Below are 21,671 nucleotides of genomic sequence, written 5' to 3' on the forward strand. Positions count from 1 at the left end.
CGCCGGAGGGACTTGCAGCTCCACCCTCCGATTCAGATGTCTGAACTTCAATCACCTACACAAGTATTGACGCGCTCACGACAGGCATTTACGGTCCGAGAAAGCGCTTTCCCCCCACCCGGCGTGGCGTCGGCCGTGCTGCCCGTTCAGAAACCCGGACCGGTGGCGGACCCCACCTCACCAGTCGCGACAGGAAGGACCACCTCGTGCACCAGCTCGACCCCACCCGCCCCGGTCGCTTCCGCACCGGCCCGGGTCTTCCCTCCGGGGAGTTACCCGACGCACCGGTCCGACGCCCGCTGGTCAGTCGAACCAACCCGATCTGGAGACGAACGATGCAGAAGAAGAAGCTCGTCATCGCGTGTATCGGCCTGGTGACCGGATCGCTCGTCGCGCTGTCCGGCACCATGGCGCAGGCCACCCCCACCTCCGGCCACGCCCCTGCCGGCGCCGGCGTGACCGACGCCCGTCCGGCCCTGGCCGCCGACGCCCTGTACGTGGCTCCGGGTGGCAGCGACGACGCGGCGGGTACGGAGTCCGACCCGACGACGCTCTCCTCGGCGATCTCCCGCGTCACGTCCGGCGGAACCGTCTACCTGCGCGGCGGGACGTACGCGTACTCCGAGACGGTCACCATTGCGCCGGGCAACGACGGCACCTCCGGCGCCCGCACGACACTCGCCGCCTATCCGGGCGAGACCCCGGTCCTGAACTTCGCCGCCATGAGCGAGGACCCGGCGAACCGCGGCCTGGCGGTGAACGGCGCGTACTGGCACGTCGACGGCGTCATCGTCGAGCACGCCGGTGACAACGGCATCTTCGTCGGCGGCAGCGACAACGTCATCGAACACGTCGTGACGCGCTTCAACCACGACTCCGGCCTGCAGATCTCGCGGATCGCCTCCGACACCCCCGACGACGAGTGGCCGGCGAACAACCTCGTCCTGAGCTCGGAATCGCACGACAACGCCGACTCGGACGGTGAGGACGCCGACGGCTTCGCCTCGAAGCTCACCTCGGGCCCGGGGAACGTCTTCCGGTACACCGTGTCCCACAACAACATCGACGACGGCTGGGACCTCTACACCAAGTCGGAGACAGGCCCCATCGGACCGGTGACGATCGAGGACTCCCTCTCCTACGACAACGGCACCCTCTCCGACGGGACCGTGAACTCCGACGGCGACCGCAACGGCTACAAGCTCGGCGGCGACGGCATCGAGGTCGACCACGTCGTCCGGCGCAACATCGCCTACAACAACGGCCATCACGGGTTCACCTACAACAGCAACCCCGGCTCGATGGCGGTGTCGGACAACGTCAGCATCGACAACACCGAGCGCAACTTCAGTTTCGACAAGGGCACTTCGGTGTTCCGCGACAACGTCTCCTGCCGCAGTGACGACGGTTCAAACGACAAGACCGTGGGTGACGCCGACAGCTCCAACCAGTTCTGGACCGGCACGAACGGCCCGGCGTGCGCCGCGTACTCCGGCGCGATGGACTGGTCCTTCGCCGAGGACGGCACCCTCGCCGTGACCTTCGGCGGCAGCAAGGTGACGCCGTAGCGGAGGTGTGACCGGGATACGCGTCAAAGGGGCGACGGGATGATCTTGAAATCTTGAGCGCCCGTCGCCCGTCACCGATTCGGCTCAGTGTCGTCGGTGGTGCTGTCGAGCGTCCTCCGGGGGCCGCGGAAGAACGCCACCCGCAGCCTTCCGTGAGGTCGGCCGCGTGATCCGCACCGTCCAGCTCCTGCGCCACCTCTCGGACGCGCGGCTGGGCCGGTGGGTCGACTGCGGCGTCTGCGGGGTGAGGCCCGCTGCTGACGGGAATACAGAATCTCTCGCAGAGTTCATCGTCGGCTCCCGGCCTGAGACGACCGATGAGGGTCGGTGCGTACGTGCGCACGCATCCCTTGCGGGCCGAACAGGATGAGGAGCTCAACCACGCCGCCGTCGGCGCTGCCCAGCCAGTGGGGCAAGGACGTGTCGAACTCGGCTGCCTCACCTGGCGGCAGTATCAGGTCTCGCTCGCCGGTCACGAGGCGCAGGCGTCCGTTGAGCACGTAGAGCCACTCGAAGCCTTCGTGGGTCTGCGGGATCGGTTCGAGTGGTTCCGGCCGGGCGGGGATGATCATCTTGAACGCGTGCACACCACCCGGTCGCCGGGACAGGGGCACGAAGGTCATGCCGAACCGCCTGATCGGCATGAGGTGGATCCGGGGGTCGCCGGTGCGCGGGGCACCGACGAGGTCGTCCAGCGGAACGTCGTAGATACGGGCCAGCGGCAGAAGCAGTTCCAGGCTCGGCCGGCGCTGCCCGTTCTCCAGCCGGGACAGGGTGCTCTCCGACACGCCGGTCGTCGCCGCGAGGTCGGCGAGGGTGATGCCGCGGTCACGACGCAGCGCACGCAGCCGCGACCCCACCGCGTCGAGCACGTCGTCGTCCGTCTTGGGATCCATGAGGCCCACCTTGCCATTACCGCAAGATTCCGTGCCACGCCGTGGTGTGCCTGCCAAGACTGAGCACCTACCGACGCAAGGAGATCTTGATGAGCACCACCGATGCGGTCGCCTTCTGGGACGGCGTCTACGCGGCCCGGCCGGCAGCCGGCAACCCGCGGCCGAATGCCCGCCTCACCGAGACGGTGACGGGCCTGCCGCCCGGTGACGCGTTGGACCTCGGATGCGGCGACGGCGGCGACGCGCTGTGGCTCGCCGGCCAGGGGTGGCAGGTCACCGCCGCCGACATCTCGGCCGTGGCGGTCGAGCGGCTCGCCGACCTCGCCCGCTCACACGGCCTGGGCGACCGCGTCACCGCCGTGCAGCACAACGTGGACGCGTCGTTCCCGCCCGGCGGATTCGACCTGATCTGCGCCCACTACCTGCACACCCCCCATGATCTGGACCGGGCGACCGTCCTGCGCTCGGCGGCGCACGCACTGCGCCCGGGCGGGCGACTGCTGGTCGTCGACCACGGCTCGGCCGCGCCGTGGTCGTGGAACCAAGATCCCGACGTCCACTACCCGAGCCCGCGGGAAGTCGCCGCCGGTATCGGCCTGCCCCCGGAGACATGGGCGGTCGAGCGGGCCGACACCCCCCGCAGGATCGCGTCCGGACCAGGCGGGCACACCGCCGAGGTCACCGACCACGTCCTCCTCATCCGCCGCACCGCCTGACACGGCGGCCGGCCCCCGCTGAAGGAAGGCGACCACTGTTGCCCAGCACCACACGCCGCACCACACGCCGCAATGGCCGTGGCGACACCCCGCCGCCCCGGACCGGAAGCAGTGAGATCGAGGTCTTGCGTGGCTTTCTCGACTACCTCCGGACCTCGATCGCCACGAAGGTCGACGGCGCACCCGAGCCGCAGGTGCGAACAGCCGCGGTGACGTCGGGCACGAACCTGCTCGGCCTGCTCAACCACCTGACGTACGTCGAGCGGTCGATGTTCCTCGGGGACGACGTCACCGACTGGCAGGCGACGTTCCGCGCCGTGCGGACGGACAGCGTGGCCGATGTCGTCGCCCGCTACCGAGACGCGGTCAAGCGCGCGAACGACGTTCTCGACGGGTGCGCCGATCTCGGGGCACCGGTCCCCCGACCGCGACCGGACCGCCCCGCTCCCAGCGTCCGCTGGGCACTCGCCCACATGATCGAGGAGACCGGCCGGCACGCGGGCCACGCGGACATCCTCCGCGAACTCATCGACGGCACGACCGGCCGCTGACCCAGCCTCTCCAGGACGGAAACACATGATCACAGGAAAACGGCCGTTGCCACGCCGCTACCTCCGTTCCGCGCACGCGGCGGAACCGTGGTGCTCACCCTCCTGCTCACGATCGCCACCACAGCCTTTTCCATCCCCGCCCCCACGTCCACGCCGACAGCCGGTGGCGATGTTCCCGCATACGCCGCCCGGGCGCCGAGTACCGGGTGAACCCGGTGCCGAAGATCCGTATAGAGATGCTCGTCGCGGACGCGGACCGGTCCTCGAAGCAGTGGTCCGCGCGGCCCGCACCGGCAAGATCGGCGACGGCAAGGTGTGGGCGCTGCCCGTGGAGACCGCCGTGCGCGTCCGCACGGGCGAGCGGGGGCCGGAGGCCGGAGGCCGTCCAGGAGTCTCGTGCCGCCCGGGGGCGCATGATGCGCGAGCCTTGCGCCGCTACGCGGGAGACGGCGATCCGACCGGCCACGCACCACGGCCCAAAAGATCGAGGACGAGTGCGGCGATGTTCCATGCGTCGTCTTCGCCGCGGTGATGGCGTCCTTCCAGCGGCAGTCCGGCGATCCGCAGGGCGTGGTCCATGCCCGGCTTCCTGCGCAGCCCGTAGGCCGACGCGAATACAGCCTTGGCGTTGGTGTGCGTATCCGACGGCCGGCCGAACGGGTAGGCCACCCCGTCGGCCCGGCTCTGCCGGGCGAATTGCCGACGGTCGTACTCGCCCCAGCTCGCCCAGGAGCGCTCCCCGGCCGCGTATTCCTCGACGAGGATCCGGCATGCCTCGGCGAAGGTGACACCCCGGTCCACCTCGGCCTGCGTCAGTCCGGTCAGTTCGGTGCAGAAGTCGCTCACCGCCGACCGGGCAGGGCGGACCAGGACACGGTGCCGGGACACACGACGCCGTGCCGACAGGTCCACGACGGTGAGACCGATCTCGATGATCTCGTGCACGGATCCGGGCGGCGGCGGGCCGTCCCAGCAGGTGGCTTCGACGTCGATGACGTTCAGCAGGGCCGATTCGTGGCGCATGGGCCGAGGGTAGGGGTGCACGGCCGGTTCCGGCACCCCGATTCCGCGGCTCAGGGGCGGGTCCGGCAGAGTTCCCGGCCGACGAGAGCGCTGATGGCCTCTCGCGTGCCCAAGCCGCCGTCGCTGGTCACGTACACCACGGCGGCCCGGGTGCCGTCTGCCGTGACGCCACTCCAGCTGTGATACCCGAGCAGTTCGCCGGGGTGACCGAAGTAGCTGCCGCCACAGGGCAACGGGATCTCGCCCAGGCCGAGTCCGTACCTCACGCCAGGCATGCCCAGACCGGGCGCGGGCACGGTGGCCGTCATCTCGTCGAGCTGTGCCGGGGCCAGCAGACGTCCGCCGAGAAGCGCGGTGTAGAACCGGTTCAGGTCGTGCGTCGTGCTGATGAGTGAGCCGGAGCCGATGGCCATACTGGAGTTCAGGATGGTGACGTCGATGCTGTTGTCGGTGCCGAACGCGGCGTAGCTCCGGGCGTGCGCCCCCGGGATGGACGCGGAGGCACCGGGTGCGCTGGTGTCCTCGAGTTTCAGCGGGCGGATGATCCGGGCGTTCACCTCCTGCGCCCAGCTCCGGCCCGTGACCTCCTGGACGATCATCGCGGCGAGTACGTAGTTGGTGTTGGAGTACGACCAGTCCCTGTCGAGGGAGGCTGGAAGAGGGTTCCGCATCGCCAGCCTCACCAAGTCCTGGGGGGTGTAGGTGCGCCCCCGTTCGGCCCGGTAGCCCGCCGCGCTGTTCAGGGCCGGGATCTCCGGCCGCACGTCGGGGATGCCGCTGGTGTGCTGCAGCAACTGCCGCACGGTGATCTGGCCGCTGCCCCGGACCACGTCCGGCAGCCACTGCTCGACGGTGTCGTCCAGGGACATGCGTCCCTCGCCGACGAGCTGCAGCACGACCGCCGCTGTGAAGGTCTTGGTGGCGCTGCCGATACGGAATCTGCCGTTCTGCGGCATGGGCCTGGCGGTACCCCTCCGTGCCGTCCCGACGCGCGCGCTGTCACGGGTGTGCGGTGACGTCACCTCGGCGGACGCTCCCACGACTCCGGTGTCGTGGACCGCTTCCACCCGCTGTTGCAGCGTGTCGGCCTGCCGCGGATGCGCCGCCGTCGTCGGCCCGGTCGACACGGCGAGGAGAACGGAGGCCAGGCCGGTCAGCAGGACTCCGCCTCGCCGGCGCTTTCCGGAAACACGCATGATGATCCCTCTTCCGTCCAGGTTGCTTGCGCACGCGGGGACCGCTGAGGGGGGCCTACGGTCCTTCGCCCCGGCGTCGGCGGTCTGTCACCATCCCACCGGTGAACGGCCGATCAGCCCATCCCGCTGTCCCCCCGCTGTGGCGACGCGCTGTCCTCAGGGGGCACCGGGGGGTACCACCCGCTGCCCCAGGAAGGGGCACGGTGGCGTTCCTGCCTGCCGGCCCGACCGGCAGGCCCGTCCGAAGGCGTGGCCTGGTACGCCGTGAAGCGCGTCCCCCGGCACGGCTCCGGCCTTCCCCGAGTGCTCCCGTCCGGATTCGGATACGGTCCTGACCATGACGACTGCCATGACCAGGACGGTCGACGACGTGCACGTCGGGAGCATGCTGCGGGGCTGGCGCAAGCTGCGGGGTGTCACCCAGCTCGAACTCGCCCTGCGAGCCGACAGTTCCGCGCGCCACATCAGTTTCATCGAGACAGGCCGGTCCACACCGAGCCGGTCCATGGTGCTGCATCTGGCCGAGCAGCTGGGCGTTCCCGTCCGGGACCGCAACTCGCTGCTCATGGCTGCGGGTTGGGCCCCCTCGTACCCGGAGACGTCTTTGACCGCGCCGGCGATGACAACACTTCGGGCCGGCCTGGATCAGCTGCTGACCGCCTACGAACCGTTCCCCGCCCTGGTGATGGACGGCATGTACGACGTGGTGACCGCCAACAAGGGCGTGCAGATGCTGCTCGAAGGGGTGGCCGACCACCTGTTGCAGCCGCCCATGAACGCCATGCGCCTGACGCTTCACCCGCAGGGCCTGGCCCCCAGGATCCGCAATCTGGGCCAGTGGCGTGCCCACCTGCTGGAACGTATGGACCGGCAGGCCACGCTGCGTTCCTCGGACGCGCTGCGCGGCCTGTACGAGGAGGTCGCCTCCTATCCGGCACCGGCCGACGCCGCCCACCCCGGTCCGGACGGGCGTACGGATGAGCCAGGATCCGCTGCTCATCCGTACGCGCTGCCGCTCCGGATCGAGGCGGGCGGGCAGGTGCTGTCGTTCATCTCGACGGCCACGACGTTCAACACCCCGATGGATGTGACCGTTTCCGAGCTGGCCATCGAGACGTTCCTGCCGGCGGACCCGGAGACGGCGGCTGTTCTTCGAGCGGCGGCCCGAGAGGGAGGAGTCACGCCCCCGGCAGGCGGTCCAGGAAACCCGCGACGCTTGTGATCCGGCCGTCGTCGGCGAGTGTGATCACGTCGAAGCCGGCTGCGGGAGCGGATCCGTCGGCGGTGGAGACCAGGTCCCAGGTGAAGCGCACCAGGTTGTGGTGCGCGTCCGGTGTCCCGGTGAGCTCGAACGCGAATCCGGGGAACTGCTGGTGGGCGCCGGCGATCGCCGCCACGACAGCGTCATGGCCCTTCGCCTCCCCCAACGGGTCGGTGTAGGTGCCGTCCTCGGTGAACGCCGAGGCGACCGCCTTGGCCAGGTCCTCGGGGGTGGTGGCGTTCCAGGCGGCGAAGTAGCGCTCGACGGCGTCCTCGTGGATGGTCACGGCGGTGTCCTCTCGTCGGTACGGGCGCACCCGGGCGGCGCGTCCGCGACAGGGCCGCGCTTCCCGCCCCTACGGCGGGAAGCCTGGCGGGACGGCGGCCCACCGGCCGCCTGCCGCCCTGCCCTGCGTATCCGCAGCGTGCCGGACGCGTCGCAGGGGGTCGATTACCGCTGAGGTAATCCCCGGGCCCGTACCGAGCCGCCCGGGCCTGCGCCGCCGCAGGACGACGGGACAGCCGGGCGCGGTCGGTCAGCCGGTTTTCGCGTCGGATCCCAGGGCGTACAGGCGCGGCAGATTGACCACGATCGCCTCCTGGGTGCTGCGGGCGATGACCACCACGGCCTCCTCGGTGGGGTCCGGGTTCTCCTCGCGGTGCGGGACGAACGGCGGAACGAATACGTAGTCGCCCGGAGAGGTGCGCAGCCGCACTTCCTCCGGCTCGTCCCCCGAGTCGTCCACGAAGACGAACTCCGGGTGTCCGCTGATCACATGGATGGCCGTCTCGGACTCGCCGTGGTGGTGGTCGGAGGACGCCGTCGAGGGGGCCACGTGGGTCTGGCCCATCCACAGCTTCTCGGAACCGACGGTCCTCCCGCTCACGGCGCTGAACCTGCGCATGCCGCCGGTCTGCGCCGTGTCGCCGTCCAGCGCGTCCGCGCGGATGTGGTGCAGGCGGGTACGCAGGGGCGCCGCCGGGCGGCCCGGGGCTTCGTGGAGGTGAGGGTGGAACCCCTCTCCGGGGGTCGTCAACGGCTCGCTCATGACGGGGACGTTAGGTCGGCGCCGAAAAGGATGTCAAGAGGTGTCCTTTCCCTTTCACCTGCGGCAATGTTCCCGCAACAGCACACGGAACCAGGAGCGGAACGACCGGAGGAGCCTCACCCGGGCCCGGCGTGGGGGCATGATGTGAGCATGCATATCTCCGCGAAGGCGGACTACGCCACGCGCGCCCTTCTGGAGCTCGCGAGTGATCCCGGCCGTCCGCTCTCCTGCGAAGCCATCGCCTCCTCGCAGGAGATTCCGTTCAGATTCCTTAAATCCGTGGTGGGCGAACTACGCAGGGCCGGCCTGGTGCGCAGTCAGCGTGGCTGCGAGGGCGGTTACTGGCTCGGCAGACCGGCCGGGGAGATCGCCCTGCTGGATGTCGTACGCGCCGTCGACGGCGAGCTGATCACGCTGCGGGGCGAGTCGCTGGCCGGGCTCGACTACCCCGGCCCGGCCGAGGGGCTGCCCGCGGTGTGGAGGCGACTCGAGTCGGACGCCGCAGCGGTCCTCGGCGGGCTCACGCTGGCCGCGCTGCTGCCCGCCCCCGCACGCGAACAGCCGTCCGCGATCGGTGCGGCGTGAGCGGCGGCGCGGATACTCCGGCGGTGGAGGTGGTGGAGTACACCGACCCGATGTGCCCCTGGGCCTGGGGGTCGGAACCGGCCTTCCGCAGGCTCAGGACCGCACTGGCCGGCCGGGTCCGCTGGCGGCGGGCGTACGCGATCCTCTTCGACGACGAGGACGACCCGGCTCCCGATCCGACGGCCGAAACCGCCTACTACGCGGGCTACGTCGAGAGGATCTGCGCGCACACCCAGGCTCCACGGGCGGCCCGGCTGAGCCGGGTCGCGGCCGGCTCCTGGCCCTCGTCACTCGTGGCGGGGGCCGCCGAGCTCCAGGGGGTCGACGTGGCCGAACGGGTCCTGCGCAGACTGCGGGAGACCGTCTTCGTACTGGGTGAGCCGGCGGACACCCTGGATGCCGCGATGACGGCGACACACGGCGTCCCGGGCCTGGATCCGGACCGGCTGCGGTCGGACGCGGCCTCGCCGGACGTGCTGGAGCGGGTGCGCGCCGACCGCGCGGAGGCACGTCGGCCGGTCCCCGAGGTCCTCTCCGCGCGCAGCGCATCGCCGCATCCGGGCACGGCGAAGGAGACGTCCGAGGGCGGGTACCGCTACGCGTTGCCGACACTTCTGCTGCGCGCCTCGTCGGGATACCGCGCGATCCCCGGCTGGCAGCCGTACGAGGCTTACGCGGCGGCCGTCGACGAGCTCTGCCCGGGGCTTCTGGACTCCTCCGCGCCGCTCTCCCCGGCCGAGGCGCTGGAGCGCTACGGGAGCCTGACCGAACCGGAGCGCCACCTGCTGGCGGAAGGGGCGTGGCCCCCGCCGGGAGCAGTCCCGCTGGGGACCGGAAACGGCCCCCTGTGGCTGCATCCTGACGAGGCGTCGACGCACCCGGCCATGCCCACCGGCCCCTCCGCAGCGCCCTGAGCTGCGATTTGAGCACCGTCCCGCTGAATGAGACACCAATGAGTGTCCATTGACAGGCGCGGACGGCTGCCACCAGGATATGCCCATGCTCACGACGCACCCCGGCGTGGTGTGCCGCTACGTGGACCTGCGGCGCACTTCCAGCGCACTCTGTCGCTGACCGCCCAGCACCCCCGTTCCACAGGCGCCGCCCCGACCTCCGGCGACAGCACCGACCGCCCGCCGGTCCACTGATCCGCGCCTGTCCCCCGCGCCGGCTCTCCGCCTCCCGTCGTGCTTTCCTCCTCCGCGTCCCCGTACGGGTCGTTCGTCACGCGACGCCCCGCCCAGGGCTGCTCCTGCCCGGCCGTGTGGCGCCACCTCGGCGACGCATGCCCGCATGCGCGACGACGGTTCCGTACGAGTGCCCCGCACTCTTGCCCGCGCTCCCCCGCCTCCTCCTTCCCCGCTTCGGGTCGGGACCCATCAGAGAGAACGAGATGTCCGCACGACTCACGATCCGCAACCGACCGGACGTCCGGTCGGCCCGACGGGCGGGCGGCCTGAGGGTCGCCGCCCTCGGAACCGCTCTTGTCGCCCTGCTCGTCCCGGCTCTGAGCGCTTGCGGCGGCGCTGCCTCGTCGTCGGCCGGCGGCGCCACCCTCAAATGGGCTTCCTCCTACTTCCCGGGCCATTGGGATCCGGTGGTATCGGGAAGCGGCGCACAGTTCCGTGAACTCGCTCTCGTATACGCCTCGCTGACCCGCACCGACGAGACGGGCAAGGCAGTTCCGGACCTCGCCGAGAGCTGGGAGTACAACGAGAAGGGCGACCGGATCACCTTCCACGTACGTCCCGGGCTGAAGTTCAGCGACGGCGAGCCCGTCGACGGCGCAGCCGTGAAGGCCGCCATCGAGCGTGCGCAGGAGCAGAAGAACTCCGCGCTCTTCGGTGACCTGACATCGATCGGTTCCGTCGAGGCCGATGGCCTGGACGCCACACTCGACCTCACTCAGGTCGACTACCAGATACCGCAGTTGCTCGGCGAGCGCGTCCTGCAGATCGCCAGCCCGAAGGCCGCCGTGAACCCCACGAAGCTGGACCAGAACCCGGTCGGCGCAGGCCCCTTCGTCATCGACCGACTGGTTCCGGGCACCAAGGCGGTCCTGCGGAAGAACCCCGACTACTGGGACGCGAAGAACATCCACATCGACAACGTCGAATTGGTGTCCGCTCCCGACGCCTCCACGGTCGTCTCGGGGCTTCAGACCGGTGTCTACAACTTCGCCGACCTCGACCCGAGCCAGGCCGCCGCTGCCGACAAGGCGGGCCTGGACGTGTTCTCGCAGCCCGGCTTCAACGCCTCGAACATCAGCCTGAACGTCAACAAGGCACCCTTCGACGACGACAGGGTCGTCGACGCGCTCCGCCACGCGGTCAACCGGAAGGAGTTCGTCGACAAGCTGACGTTCGGACATGGCGAGGCGACCGACCAGCCGTTCCCGAAGGGCTACGTCGCCTACGACTCCGAGTCGGAGAACGCCTACCCCTACGACCCGGTGAAGTCGAAGAAGCTCCTCGCCGAGGCCGGTCACAAGCCCGGCGACATCAAGCTGAACCTGGTCATCCCGGCAGAGGATGCCCAGGCCGAGATCGTCCAGTCGCAGCTGGCCGCGGTGGGCATCAAGGTCACCATCAAGATCGACAAGAACTGGGCCACGCCGTTCTTCGCCAAGGACCTGGCCTTCTCCCTGTACTCGACGACGGGCCGCGACTCCGCGGTGCAGACCCTCACCGCCCACTTCGGCCCCGACGGCCCGCTGAACCTGAGCAGTCCCTATGAGCCGGAGGGCTTCGAGGAGGCGGTCGCCAAGGTCCGTCGGACGCCCCTGGACGCCCCCGACCACGCACAGCTCCTCCAGGCGGCGACGCGCACGGGCCTGGAGAGCAAGGCCCTGATCTTCACCTTCTCCTCGCCCAACCTCTTCGCCAAGAACAAAGCCGTGTCCGACCTGCCGAAGAACCCCGCACACATCGACTGGACCGGCGTGAAGATCGCCGGCGGCTCCTGACCATCCATCCACTCCAGAGAGGGGGCAGGCCCATGAAGACGACCACACCGGCGGTCATTCCCGAGCGCCGCCGCCTGCTCGTCACGGCCGGAGCGCGGCATGCGGCGGGGCGGGTGACGGCCGCCCTGGGCCGGTCGGTCGCGATCTTCGTGCCGGTGTTCCTGGTGGCGACCTTCGTGACGTTCGCGTTGCGGTCCATGAGCGGGCTCAGTCCGGCGCGGATCCAGCTGGGCGAGGAGGCGACGCCGGAGGCGATCCAGCGCATCGAGGCCGAGTGGGGGCTCGACAAGCCCTTCCTGGCCCAGTACTGGGACTGGTTCACCGATGTCCTGCACGGACAGCTCGGTACCAGTTGGGTCAACGGGGCCGACATCTCCACGCTGATCGGCCTCGGACTGGGGGTGAGCCTCTCGGTCGCGACCTTCGCGCTGGTCATCGGCGTGGTCGTAGGCTTCGTCCTCGGAACGGTGGCCGCGCTCCGGCGCACCACCGTCGTCGACCGCGCGATCACGGGGTTCGTCACCGTGATCTCGGTGATGCCGGCCTTCGTCGTCGGCATCGTGCTGGTGGCGGTCCTCGCGGTGGGGCTCGACCTGTTCCCTTCGGCCGGCTACATCCCGGCCGAGCAGGGCGTGGGCCCCTGGCTCTCCCACATCACGCTCCCCGCGCTCGCGCTGAGCTTCGACGTCATCGCCGACGTGGCCCGCCAATTGCGGTCCAGCCTCATCGCGGCGTACGGGGAGAACTACGTGACGGGCGCGGTGGTGCGGGGCCTGAGCCCACGGCGGATCTTCTTCGGCCACGTCCTGCGCAACGGCCTCGGGCCCGCCCTGGCCACGGTCGGCCAGAAGTTCCCGGCACTGGTCGGCGCCTCCGTGGTCACGGAGTGGATCTTCGGCCTCCAGGGCTTCGGCCGGTTCGCAAACGACTCGGCACAGGCCGGTGACGTACCGGCGGTGCAGGGCGTGCTGGTGGTGTCGATCGTGCTGGTCGTCTCCTTCAACCTGATCATCAATCTGGTGCTGGCGCGTGTGATGCCGGCATCCCGGCGGGGGGTATGACGATGGTGCGCCGCGTCCTCTCACTCACATCCGGCCGGATCGCCGTGGCGATCCTCGTGCTGATCGCCCTCCTCGCCGTCTGCGGTCCCTGGCTCGCCCCGCAGGATCCCCTGGCGACCAGCGACAACACCCTGGCTCCGGCCTCGGGCGCCCACTGGCTGGGGACGGACTACCTCGGCCGTGACGTGTTCAGCCGTCTGCTGGACGGCTCACGCGTCAGCGTGCTCGGATCGCTGGAGGTCGCGCTGATGGCCTTGGCCGTCGGCGCGGTCCCCGGCATCCTGTCGGTCTACTCGGGCCGTGTCTTCGAATGGCTGACCCTCCGTCTGGCCGACACCCTGGTCGCCCTGCCGTTCCTGCTGTTCGCCATCGCCGTGATCGCGCTGCTCGGCAACGGCATCACCCAGGCCATGCTCGTCACGGGCGCACTGGTCTCCCCGCTCTTCTACCGGGTCTCCCGGGCGGCCACCCTGGCCGTCGCCCGCTCGCCGTACGTGGAGGCCGCGATCGTCTCCGGCGCCTCGACCGGCTGGGTCGCCCGCCGCCACGTCTGGGTCAAGGTGCTCCCGCCGATCGCGGTCGCGCTCGCCCAGACCATCGGCGTGGGCTTCGTCATCGTATCGAGCCTGACGTTCCTCGGTATCGGCGTCCAGCCCCCGGCTCCCACCTGGGGCGGTCTGCTCGCTTCCGACCTGGGCTACCTCAGCCACCAGCCCTGGGCCCCGGTGGCGCCCGCCCTGCTGATCATGATCACCGTCTGGGCGTGCAACCTGCTCGCCGACGCCATCCGCGACGTCTCCGGTGAAGCGGGCAGGGCGTTGGTAAACCGGCGCAAGGCCCGGGCCCGCTCCGGCGCATCCGCCCCCCTCTCCGCGGGAGGTCCCCGATGACGACCCTGTCCCAGCACACCGCCCTCGACCGCACCGAGGCCTCCGCGGACACCGGGGCCGCCGATACGGCCGCTCCCACCGATCCACCGGTCATCGCCGTGCGCGACGTGCGCATCAGCGACCGCGTCACCGACCGGGAGATCGTCCACGGCATCGACTTCGAGCTCACACCGGGCAGAGCGGTCGGCATGGTCGGCGAGTCCGGCAGCGGCAAGACCCTCACCTGCCGTGCCGTGCTCGGTATCCTGCCGCCGCACTTCGAGGTCTCCGGTGGATCCGTCGAGATCGACGGCACCGACATCGCCACCCTGACGCCCCGTCGGTGGGCGGCCCTGCGGGGCACCACGGTCGGCGCCGTCTTCCAGGACCCGGCGTCCTATCTCAACCCGTCGATCCGTGTGGGCGCCCAGATAGCCGAGGTCATCCGGGTCAAGAAGGGCGTGAAGCGGCGCGAGGCACGACGGCAGGCACTCGAACTCCTCCGCACGGTACGGCTGCGGGACCCGGAGCTGGTCTACAGCCAGTACACCTACGAGCTGTCGGGGGGAATGCTCCAGCGCGTCCTGATCGCGTCGGCGATCGCCGTCGAACCCCGCGCGCTCATCGCCGACGAGGCCACGACGGCACTCGACGTCACGGTCCAGGCCGAGATCCTCGACCTGCTGGCCGAACTGCGCGAGCGCACCGGCATGGCGCTCCTCGTCGTCTCCCACGACCTGGCCGTCGTCGCCCAGCTGTGCGACGAAGTCCTGGTCATGCGGCAGGGCGAGGTGGTGGAACAGGGCCCGACGCGGTCCGTGCTGCACGACCCGCAGCACGCGTACACCCGGCTGCTGATGACCGAGCACGAGCAGTACGGCCTGGACAAGTTCCTCGCCCCGCAGGCCCCGAACGACCCGGAGGAGGCGTCATGACCACCCTGTCACCCGAGACGAAGGCCACCGGCCGCAAGGAGGAGACGCGGGAGGAGACGGCCCCCTCCCCCGTCCTGTCCGTCGAGGGCCTGGAGGTCCGTTACGGCCGGGGGCGCCGGGGACGCAGCGCCCTGCGAGGCGTCTCGCTGAGCATCGCCCCCGGGGAGACGGTCGGCGTCATCGGCGAGACGGGCTCCGGGAAGTCCACGCTGGCCCGCGCGGTGCTCGGCCTCGTGCGTGTCTCGGCCGGCTCGATCCGGGTCGACGGCGAGGAGGTCACCGCATTCGGCGACCGCCGGTGGCGCGGCCTGCGTCGGCGGGGCGTCGTCCAGTACGTCTTCCAGGACCCGCTGCGCAGCCTCGACCCGGACCTCACCATCGAGGACTCCCTGACCGAACCGCTGCTCATCCAGGGGGTACCACGCAAGGAGGCGGCCGATCGGGCCCGCGCGTTCCTCGACCGGGTCCACCTGTCCGGGGAACTGCTCAGCCGGCTGCCCGGAGAGCTCTCCGGCGGTCAGCGGCAACGGGTAGCCGTGGCCCGCGCCCTGGTCACCGAGCCCGCCCTGGTCATCCTCGACGAGCCGGTCAGCGCCCTGGACTCCGCCAACCGCGTCCAGGTCCTGGAGATCCTCAAGGAGCTCCGCGACTCCGGTACGTCCCTCGTCTTCATCTCGCACGATCTCGGTTCCATCGCCGGGACAGCCGACCGCATCGCCGTGCTCTACAGGGGTGAGCTCGTCGAGGTGGGGACGGCACATGACGTCATCAACCACCCGCAGCACGTCTACACCCGCCTGCTCGTCGGCTCGGCGCCGACGCTGCACGGGCGGACGGCCGACCGGAGCGAGCGCGAGGCCCTGCGCACACGGCTGAGCGGCTGACCGCACAGCGTCCGGCCCCCTTCCACGTCTCCCGCACCACTGAGAGGAACACCCCATGTCCCGCAGGATCCATCTCGCACTGCACCCGTACGGCGTCGGCGGCCCCGGCCAGCACGGCCTCTGGAAGGACCCGGGCGTCGCGAAGAACGCCAGCATCGACATCGACTACTACATCCAGCAGGCCAAGGCCGCCGAACACGCCCTGTTCGACGCGCTGTTCGTCGTCGACAGCCAGTTCATCAACGCCACCTACCCGTCGCACTACCTGAACCGGCTGGAGCCGCTGACCCTGCTCTCCGCCGTCGCCACCCACACCAGGAACATCGGCCTGGTCGGCACGGCGAGCTCGACGTACAACTCACCGTTCAACCTCGCCCGCCGGTTCGCCTCCCTCGACCACATCAGCGGCGGACGCGCCGGCTGGAACGTGGTGACCAGCTTCGACACCGGTACATCCAGGAACTTCGGGCTCGACGAACACCTCGACTACGCCACGCGGTACGGCCGCGCCCTGGAGTTCGTACACGTCGCCCGAGGTCTGTGGGACTCCTACGAGGACGACGCCTTCCCCGCCGACGTGGAGCGCGACGTCTTCCTCGACCCGTCGAGGCTGCACGCGCTGAACCACGACGGGGAGCACTTCAAGGTCGCCGGTCCGCTCAACATCTCCCGTTCGCCGCAGGGCCAGCCCGTCATCTTCCAGGCCGGGGTCTCCGACGAGGGCCGGGACCTCGCCGCACGCGTAGCCGAGGGCATCTACGCACCGGGCGGCACGCTGGAGCAGGCCCAGGAGTACTACTCCGACATCAAGAGGCGCACCGCGGCCTACGGGCGCGACCCCGACCACATCAAGGTCTTCATCCACGGCGGTCCGATCGTGGGGGCGACCGACGAGGAGGCCCGGCGCCGCGAGCGGGAGATCTTCGAGGAGGACAACGACTTCGCGAGCAACCTCGCCCTGCTGGGCCGCTCCTTCGGCGCGTACGACTTCGGCGTGCACGACCTGGACGCACCGTTCCCGGACGTCGCCCACCTGGCGGAGAAGGGCGGCCGGACAGGTGCCGCGAAGATCATCGAGCGCGCACGGACGGAGCACCTGTCGCTGCGTCAGGTTGCCGAGTCCGTCAACGCGTTCCGCCGATCACCGTTCGTCGGGGCTCCGGAGACCGTCGCTGACACCATCGAGCAGTGGTACGACGCGGGCACCCTGGACGGCATCAACCTGGCCTTCAGGAACAACGACGACCTCGACCGCTTCGTGGACGGCGTGGTGCCGCTCCTGCAGAAGCGCGGCCTGTTCCGGACCGAGTACGAGGCGGACACCCTGCGCGGCAACCTCGGGCTCCCCCTCCCGGCGAACCGTCACACCTCCGAGCGCGAGCTCGTGAACGACTGACGCGGTCCGCGAAACCCCCGAGCAGGCACGCACACGCACGCAGGAGTCCGAGATGACCGAGTACGACGACCACTACGCCCCAGAGGGCCTGAGCACGCGCGGCACCGTCGTCGTGGTGCCCGGCCGCGGCGAGACCCGGGCGACCTACACCCGGTTCGGCAGGCGGCTGGCCTCCGATGCCTACCGTGTCCGGATCGTCGACGCCCCCGACCTCGACGGGGGTGACCTGGCGGGCTCGCTGACCCGCTTCGGCGAACAACTCGCCGCTGCGGCCGAGGACTCGGCCACGGGTGAGGACGGTGCCGTACGCCCCCTCGTGCTGGTGGGCGCGGACAGCGGAGCGGTCGCCGTGGCGGCGCTCCTCGGCCGGGACGGCGTACCGTCCGCCGCGCGGCCCGACGCGGTCGTCCTCGCGGGGGTCCCCGGGGGCGGCGCGACCGCCGTAGGCGGCTGGGCGGACGAGCTCGACGTGCGTACTGCCTGCCCCGTCCATCGGGGCACGCTCACCGAGGACGACGGCATACGGCGCGGCGCGCTCGAGGAGGAGGTCCCTCAGGCGCTGCTCACGGCCGCGTACGACAGCGCGCTCGACGTACCCGCGCTGTTCCTCCTCGGTGACGCCGATCCGCTCGCGGACCGCGAGGCACTCGTGCGAACGGCGAAGTCGCTGCCGCGCGCCCGCCTGTCGGTGGTGCGGGACGCCCACCACGACGTCCTGAACGACATGCAGCACCGCTCGGTCGCCGCGGAGGCCGTCACCTTCCTGGAGACCCTGCGCAACGGGCTGGTGCCGGTCCTCACGGTCGAGTCGAGCACCTGGTAGCCGCTGTCACGCCCGGCACCGCACGCATTTCCGACCCGTAGAGAAAGGCTTTCCCATGGCACGCATCCTGTCCGTCTCCGGCAGTCCCTCCGCCACCTCCCGTACCGCACGGCTCCTGCGCCACCTCGACGAGCGGCTCCGGGACCAGGGTCACGAGGTGACGCCGCTGGACGTGCGCACCCTGCCCGCCGAGGCGCTGCTCGGGGCCGACTTCCGGCACCCGGCGGTCGTCGAGGCCACGGCTCTGTTCGAGGAGGCGGACGGGGTGGTCATCGGCACCCCCGTCTACAAGGCCGCCTACTCGGGTCTGCTGAAGACGCTGCTGGATCTGCTCCCCCAGTTCGCGCTGGCCGGCAAGACCGTGCTGCCGCTGGCCACCGGAGGGAGCACGGCCCATGTACTGGCCATCGACTACGCGCTGCGCCCCGTGCTCAGCTCCATGGGGGCGTCGCACATCGTCCCGGGCTGGTTCACGCTCGACAAGGACATCGCCACCGGAGAGAACGGCACCCTGGCCGTCGCCCCCGGCACGGCCGAGGCCCTCGGCCACGTCACCGACACCTTCTCCCGGGCTCTGGGCGGGCGTACGGCGGTACTGGCCCCCACGGGCTGAACGCTCACGCCGCCCTCAGGTGCCGCCACACCGCCTTCGCCGCGTGATGCCCCGACATGCCGTGGACACCCGGGCCGGGCGGGGTGGCCGACGAGCAGAGGAAGACGGCGGGGTGCGCGGTGGCGTACGGCACGCGGGCGAGCTTGGGCCGGATCACCGTCTGGAGCCCGGCGAACGCACCGGTGGCGATGTCTCCGCCGACGTAGTTGGCGTTGCGCGCCGCGAGCTGGGGCGGTCCGGCGACCGCGCGGGCCAGCACCAGGTCGCGGAAACCCGGGGCGAAGCGCTCCAGTTGCCGCTCGATGGCCTCGGTGGCGTCGCCCTCCCAGCCTGCCGGTACGTGCCCGTACACCCAGAAGACGTGACGGCCCTCGGGTGCGCGGGTCGGATCGACGATGCTGGGCTGAGCGGTGATCAGGAAGGGGACTTTCGGGGCGTGGCCCGCTCCCGCGGCGCGCAGGGCCGCGTCGATCTCGGTGGCGGTGGGTCCGACATGGACCGTGCCGGCACGCCGGGCCTCCTGCGCAGTCCACGGCACGGGGCCCGACAGCGCGTAGTCGATCTTGAAGCAGGCGGCACCGTAGCGGTAGCGGTCGTAGGCGCCGCCGAGTCCGGCGATCCGGGCGAGCGCGGTCGGTGAGGTGTCGAAGACGTAGGCGCGGGCTGGCGGGAGTTCGTCGAGGCGTTTGACCTCGACGCCCGTGCGGATGGTGCCCCCCACTTCCCGCAGCAGGGCGGCCAGTGCGTCGGAGATGGCCTGCGAGCCGCCGCGCGGCACCGGCCAGCCGTTCTCGTGCGCCGCGAGCGCGAAGAGCAGGGCGATCCCACCGGTCGCGATGCCACTGGTGGGTGCGATGGCGTGCCCGGCGAGGCCCGCCATCAGAGCGCGCGCCTTCTCTCCACGGAATCGCCGGGAGAGCAGCGTGGCCGGCTGAACGGCGTCCAGTCCGAAGCGCGCCCAGCGGTACGGGTCCTTGGGCAGTCCGTCCCACGGGGTGCGCAGGAAGTCCTGCGCGAGGGTGTCCCAGTGGCCTGTGAAGGGTGCGACCAGCCTGCGGTAGGCGCCCGCGTCCTGTGGGCCCAGTGACATGGCGGACTCCCCGACCGACCTGGTGAGCACCGCGGCGGAGCCGTCCGGGAAGGGGTGGGCGAGTGACAACGGCGCCTGGAGCCATTCGAGGCCGTGCCGGGCGAGCGGCATCGCCTGGAAGGCCGGGGACCCGATGCCCAGCGGGTGCACGGCGGAACACGGGTCGTGGCGGAAGCCGGGAAGGGTCAGCTCCTCGGTGCGGGCGCCGCCCCCGACGGTCTCACCGGCCTCGAACAACTCCACGGCGAAGCCGCGGCGGGCCAGCTCGACAGCGGCTGTCAGCCCGTTCGGGCCCGCCCCCACGACGACGGCATCCAGCATCGTTGGCACCTTCGGACTCCTTTGTCAGCCGGTGGCCGGGGAACCCAGGATATTCGGGTGTGCCGACGACGGACCCCCGGGTATCCTCCAGCTCGATGACCAGCGAATATGTGCCCTCCCCCGCCATCGGCGCGATGGCCTTGCTACTCACCCGGCTGCCCGGTGTCGAGGCCGTCGCCCTGGGCGGAAGCCGGGCCCGAGGAACCCACCGGCCCGATTCCGACTGGGATCTCGGCGTCTACTACCGGGGCGCCCTCGATCTGTCCGCCCTGACCGCGACGGCGTCCGAGGCACAGGGCACGCCGGTCGACGTGGCGGGCCCCGGCGGATGGGGCCCCTGGGTGAACGGCGGCGCGTGGCTGACGGTGGACGGCGTCGCCGTCGACTGGATCCTGCGCGATCTGGACCGGGTGGAGTCCGTGTGGGCCGACTGCCGGGCGGGCCGCTTCGAGGTGGGGGTGCAACCCGGCCACCCGTTGGGGTTCTGGTCCCCCTGCTACGTGGGGGAGGTCGCCGTCGGCCGGGTGCTGGAGGACCCCCGCGGCGAGCTGACGCGCCTTCAGCAGGAGACGCGCGTCTACCCGGAGCCGCTGCGCCGTGCGCTCGTCGACGCGGCCTGGGAGGCCGGGTTCTCCGTGGACTCCGCGCGCAAGTCGGCCCCGTCCGGGGACACGCTCCATGTCGCCCTCTGCCTGTCGAAGGCCTTCGGGATCCTCGTCCAGGCCCTGCACGCCCATCACCGGGTCTGGTGCCTCAACGAGAAAGGGGCGCTCGCCTCCGCAGCCGCCCTGCCGGACACCCCGACGGACTTCGCGGACCGGGTGTCCGCGGCCCTGCGCGGCCTGGACGCGGCGGCGGTGGAGGCGGCGGCCGACGTCGTCCGCGATGTGCGCGCCGTGCTCGATTACGGCTCCGCGGCCGGCGGTGCCTGAGGTGCGGCGCCGCCGGGACGGTGCCTGACCTGGAGCCGTCGAGGGTGGACGCGGGGCGGCCCTACTCCTGCCCGCCGGCCCGCAGTGCGTCCAGGATCCGCTCCGCCGTCGCCTCGTCCCTGGCCGCGGTGAACGGCAGGTCGTTCCCGCCGGTGATGCGGTACGGGACACCGGAGAGTGTCGACTGGGCGCCGCCCGCCTCGGTGACCAGGAGGAGTCCTGCGGCATGGTCCCAGGCGAACTCCCAGTTGAAGGCGACCGCGTCCTGCGCACCGCACGCGACGGCGAGGTACTCGAGGCCGGCAGACCCGCAGGCGCGGGCGTCGATGCCGTCGGTGCGCAGACCCAGCAGGGCGCGCTTCTGTGCGTCGGAGGTGTAGTCGGGGTGGGACATGGCCACCTTGAGCACCGCGCCGGGCGCGGGCGAACCACTCCGCAGAGCCGTGCCGTTGAGCGTGGCGCCCCGGCCCCGAACGGCGACGGCCACCTCGTCGAGCACGGGGGCGTAGGTCCACGAGGCGTACACCTCCCCGTGCCACGCGAGGGCGACCAGGGTGCAGAAGCCCGGTTCGCCGCGAACGAACTGGCGGGTGCCGTCGACCGGGTCGACGATCCACACGGGTGCGTCGCCGCCGAGCGCGTCGTAGACCTCGGGGTCGGCGTGGACGGCCTCCTCGCCGACGACGACCGAGCCGGGAAGCAACCGGGTCAGGGAAGCGGTGAGGTGCTCCTCGGCCAGCCGGTCCGCTGCGGTGACCAGGTCGTGCGGGCCGCTCTTCTCGACGATCTCGTGTGCGGCCAGCTGCCGGTAGCGCGGCAGGATCTCGGCGGCTGCCGCTGCCCGGACCGCCGCCTCCACCTCGGCCGTCGGCCCGGCGTGGCCGGCGGTCCCGTACAGAAAGTCATCGATCATGACTCCAGCTAAGCACGGTCCGCCG

Annotated in this window: 22 protein-coding genes and 1 pseudogene; 16 read left to right on the forward strand and 7 right to left on the reverse strand. The window is 70.9% G+C overall.

Going from position 1 to position 21,671, the window contains the following annotated elements; all coding sequences use genetic code 11:
- The first annotated feature begins 335 nt into the window (after positions 1-335).
- On the forward strand, positions 336-1,568 hold the full coding sequence (locus JOC24_RS16420; RefSeq protein WP_205021042.1) for a right-handed parallel beta-helix repeat-containing protein: 1,233 nt from the start codon (positions 336-338) through the stop codon (positions 1,566-1,568).
- A 287-nt stretch (positions 1,569-1,855) separates the two neighbouring features.
- Here JOC24_RS16420 and JOC24_RS16425 read toward each other — a convergent pair whose 3' ends face one another.
- Positions 1,856-2,464, reverse strand: a complete 609-nt coding sequence (locus tag JOC24_RS16425) for a helix-turn-helix domain-containing protein (protein WP_205021043.1) — start codon at positions 2,462-2,464, stop codon at positions 1,856-1,858.
- An 89-nt stretch (positions 2,465-2,553) separates the two neighbouring features.
- On the opposite strand from JOC24_RS16425, the gene JOC24_RS16430 reads away from it, so the two are divergent.
- The 3 genes and pseudogenes from JOC24_RS16430 to JOC24_RS33260 form a co-directional block, all read left to right on the forward strand.
- Positions 2,554-3,180: a class I SAM-dependent methyltransferase gene (locus tag JOC24_RS16430; protein ID WP_205021044.1), complete on the forward strand. Its 627-nt coding sequence runs from the start codon at positions 2,554-2,556 to the stop codon at positions 3,178-3,180.
- A 38-nt stretch (positions 3,181-3,218) separates the two neighbouring features.
- On the forward strand, positions 3,219-3,731 hold the full coding sequence (locus tag JOC24_RS16435; RefSeq protein WP_205021045.1) for a DinB family protein: 513 nt from the start codon (positions 3,219-3,221) through the stop codon (positions 3,729-3,731).
- Positions 3,732-3,922: 191 nt separating this feature from the next.
- Positions 3,923-4,107: pseudogene (locus JOC24_RS33260) on the forward strand (P-II family nitrogen regulator); the annotation flags it as partial.
- A 59-nt stretch (positions 4,108-4,166) separates the two neighbouring features.
- Here JOC24_RS33260 and JOC24_RS16445 read toward each other — a convergent pair.
- A complete protein-coding gene (locus tag JOC24_RS16445) occupies positions 4,167-4,754 on the reverse strand; it encodes a 3'-5' exonuclease (RefSeq protein ID WP_205021046.1) in 588 nt (195 codons plus the stop codon).
- A gap of 50 nt (positions 4,755-4,804) precedes the next feature.
- Positions 4,805-5,950: a serine hydrolase domain-containing protein gene (locus tag JOC24_RS16450; RefSeq protein WP_205021047.1), complete on the reverse strand. Its 1,146-nt coding sequence runs from the start codon at positions 5,948-5,950 to the stop codon at positions 4,805-4,807.
- A gap of 349 nt (positions 5,951-6,299) precedes the next feature.
- Between JOC24_RS16450 and JOC24_RS16455 the strand changes: the two genes are divergently transcribed.
- A complete protein-coding gene (locus tag JOC24_RS16455) occupies positions 6,300-7,172 on the forward strand; it encodes a helix-turn-helix domain-containing protein (RefSeq protein WP_205021193.1) in 873 nt (290 codons plus the stop codon).
- Here the strand turns inward: JOC24_RS16455 and JOC24_RS16460 are convergent.
- Positions 7,129-7,497: a nuclear transport factor 2 family protein gene (locus tag JOC24_RS16460; RefSeq protein ID WP_205021048.1), complete on the reverse strand. Its 369-nt coding sequence runs from the start codon at positions 7,495-7,497 to the stop codon at positions 7,129-7,131. The genes JOC24_RS16455 and JOC24_RS16460 overlap by 44 nt on opposite strands.
- Positions 7,498-7,746: 249 nt before the next feature.
- Positions 7,747-8,259 (reverse strand): cupin domain-containing protein, encoded by a 513-nt coding sequence (locus JOC24_RS16465; RefSeq protein WP_205021049.1) that lies wholly within the window; start codon positions 8,257-8,259, stop codon positions 7,747-7,749.
- A 150-nt stretch (positions 8,260-8,409) separates the two neighbouring features.
- Between JOC24_RS16465 and JOC24_RS16470 the strand changes: the two genes are divergently transcribed.
- The 10 genes from JOC24_RS16470 (at position 8,410) to ssuE (ending at position 18,390) form a co-directional block, all read left to right on the forward strand.
- Positions 8,410-8,844 carry an RrF2 family transcriptional regulator gene (locus tag JOC24_RS16470; protein ID WP_205021050.1) on the forward strand — a complete coding sequence of 145 codons (435 nt, stop codon included), beginning with the start codon at positions 8,410-8,412 and terminating at the stop codon, positions 8,842-8,844.
- Between the two features lie 50 nt (positions 8,845-8,894).
- Positions 8,895-9,758, forward strand: a complete 864-nt coding sequence (locus tag JOC24_RS16475) for a DsbA family oxidoreductase (RefSeq protein ID WP_205021194.1) — start codon at positions 8,895-8,897, stop codon at positions 9,756-9,758.
- A gap of 479 nt (positions 9,759-10,237) precedes the next feature.
- On the forward strand, positions 10,238-11,809 hold the full coding sequence (locus JOC24_RS16480; RefSeq protein WP_205021051.1) for an ABC transporter substrate-binding protein: 1,572 nt from the start codon (positions 10,238-10,240) through the stop codon (positions 11,807-11,809).
- Positions 11,810-11,841: 32 nt separating this feature from the next.
- Positions 11,842-12,870, forward strand: a complete 1,029-nt coding sequence (locus tag JOC24_RS16485; RefSeq protein ID WP_205021052.1) for an ABC transporter permease — start codon at positions 11,842-11,844, stop codon at positions 12,868-12,870.
- A gap of 2 nt (positions 12,871-12,872) precedes the next feature.
- Positions 12,873-13,760: an ABC transporter permease gene (locus tag JOC24_RS16490; RefSeq protein WP_205021195.1), complete on the forward strand. Its 888-nt coding sequence runs from the start codon at positions 12,873-12,875 to the stop codon at positions 13,758-13,760.
- Positions 13,757-14,674 carry an ABC transporter ATP-binding protein gene (locus JOC24_RS16495; protein ID WP_205021053.1) on the forward strand — a complete coding sequence of 306 codons (918 nt, stop codon included), beginning with the start codon at positions 13,757-13,759 and terminating at the stop codon, positions 14,672-14,674. The genes JOC24_RS16490 and JOC24_RS16495 overlap by 4 nt, the downstream gene beginning before the upstream one ends.
- Entirely contained in the window at positions 14,671-15,558 is an 888-nt protein-coding gene (locus JOC24_RS16500) for an ABC transporter ATP-binding protein (RefSeq protein ID WP_205021054.1), read from the forward strand. The genes JOC24_RS16495 and JOC24_RS16500 overlap by 4 nt, the downstream gene beginning before the upstream one ends.
- 55 nt (positions 15,559-15,613) lie before the next feature.
- Positions 15,614-16,954, forward strand: a complete 1,341-nt coding sequence (locus JOC24_RS16505) for an NtaA/DmoA family FMN-dependent monooxygenase (RefSeq protein ID WP_205021055.1) — start codon at positions 15,614-15,616, stop codon at positions 16,952-16,954.
- Between the two features lie 52 nt (positions 16,955-17,006).
- Positions 17,007-17,777 (forward strand): alpha/beta hydrolase, encoded by a 771-nt coding sequence (locus JOC24_RS16510; protein ID WP_205021056.1) that lies wholly within the window; start codon positions 17,007-17,009, stop codon positions 17,775-17,777.
- A 55-nt stretch (positions 17,778-17,832) separates the two neighbouring features.
- On the forward strand, positions 17,833-18,390 hold the full coding sequence (gene ssuE, locus JOC24_RS16515) for an NADPH-dependent FMN reductase (protein ID WP_205021057.1): 558 nt from the start codon (positions 17,833-17,835) through the stop codon (positions 18,388-18,390).
- A 4-nt stretch (positions 18,391-18,394) separates the two neighbouring features.
- Here ssuE and JOC24_RS16520 read toward each other — a convergent pair whose 3' ends face one another.
- Positions 18,395-19,810 (reverse strand): phytoene desaturase family protein, encoded by a 1,416-nt coding sequence (locus JOC24_RS16520; RefSeq protein ID WP_205021058.1) that lies wholly within the window; start codon positions 19,808-19,810, stop codon positions 18,395-18,397.
- 86 nt (positions 19,811-19,896) lie between these two features.
- Between JOC24_RS16520 and JOC24_RS16525 the strand changes: the two genes are divergently transcribed.
- Positions 19,897-20,733 (forward strand): nucleotidyltransferase domain-containing protein, encoded by an 837-nt coding sequence (locus tag JOC24_RS16525; RefSeq protein WP_239580528.1) that lies wholly within the window; start codon positions 19,897-19,899, stop codon positions 20,731-20,733.
- Positions 20,734-20,794: 61 nt separating this feature from the next.
- On the opposite strand, the gene JOC24_RS16530 is transcribed toward JOC24_RS16525, so the two are convergent.
- Positions 20,795-21,646 (reverse strand): inositol monophosphatase family protein, encoded by an 852-nt coding sequence (locus JOC24_RS16530; protein WP_205021059.1) that lies wholly within the window; start codon positions 21,644-21,646, stop codon positions 20,795-20,797.
- Positions 21,647-21,671: the final 25 nt, after the last annotated feature.

This window comes from Streptomyces sp. HB132, assembly GCF_016909575.1.
Lineage (GTDB): Bacteria > Actinomycetota > Actinomycetes > Streptomycetales > Streptomycetaceae > Streptomyces.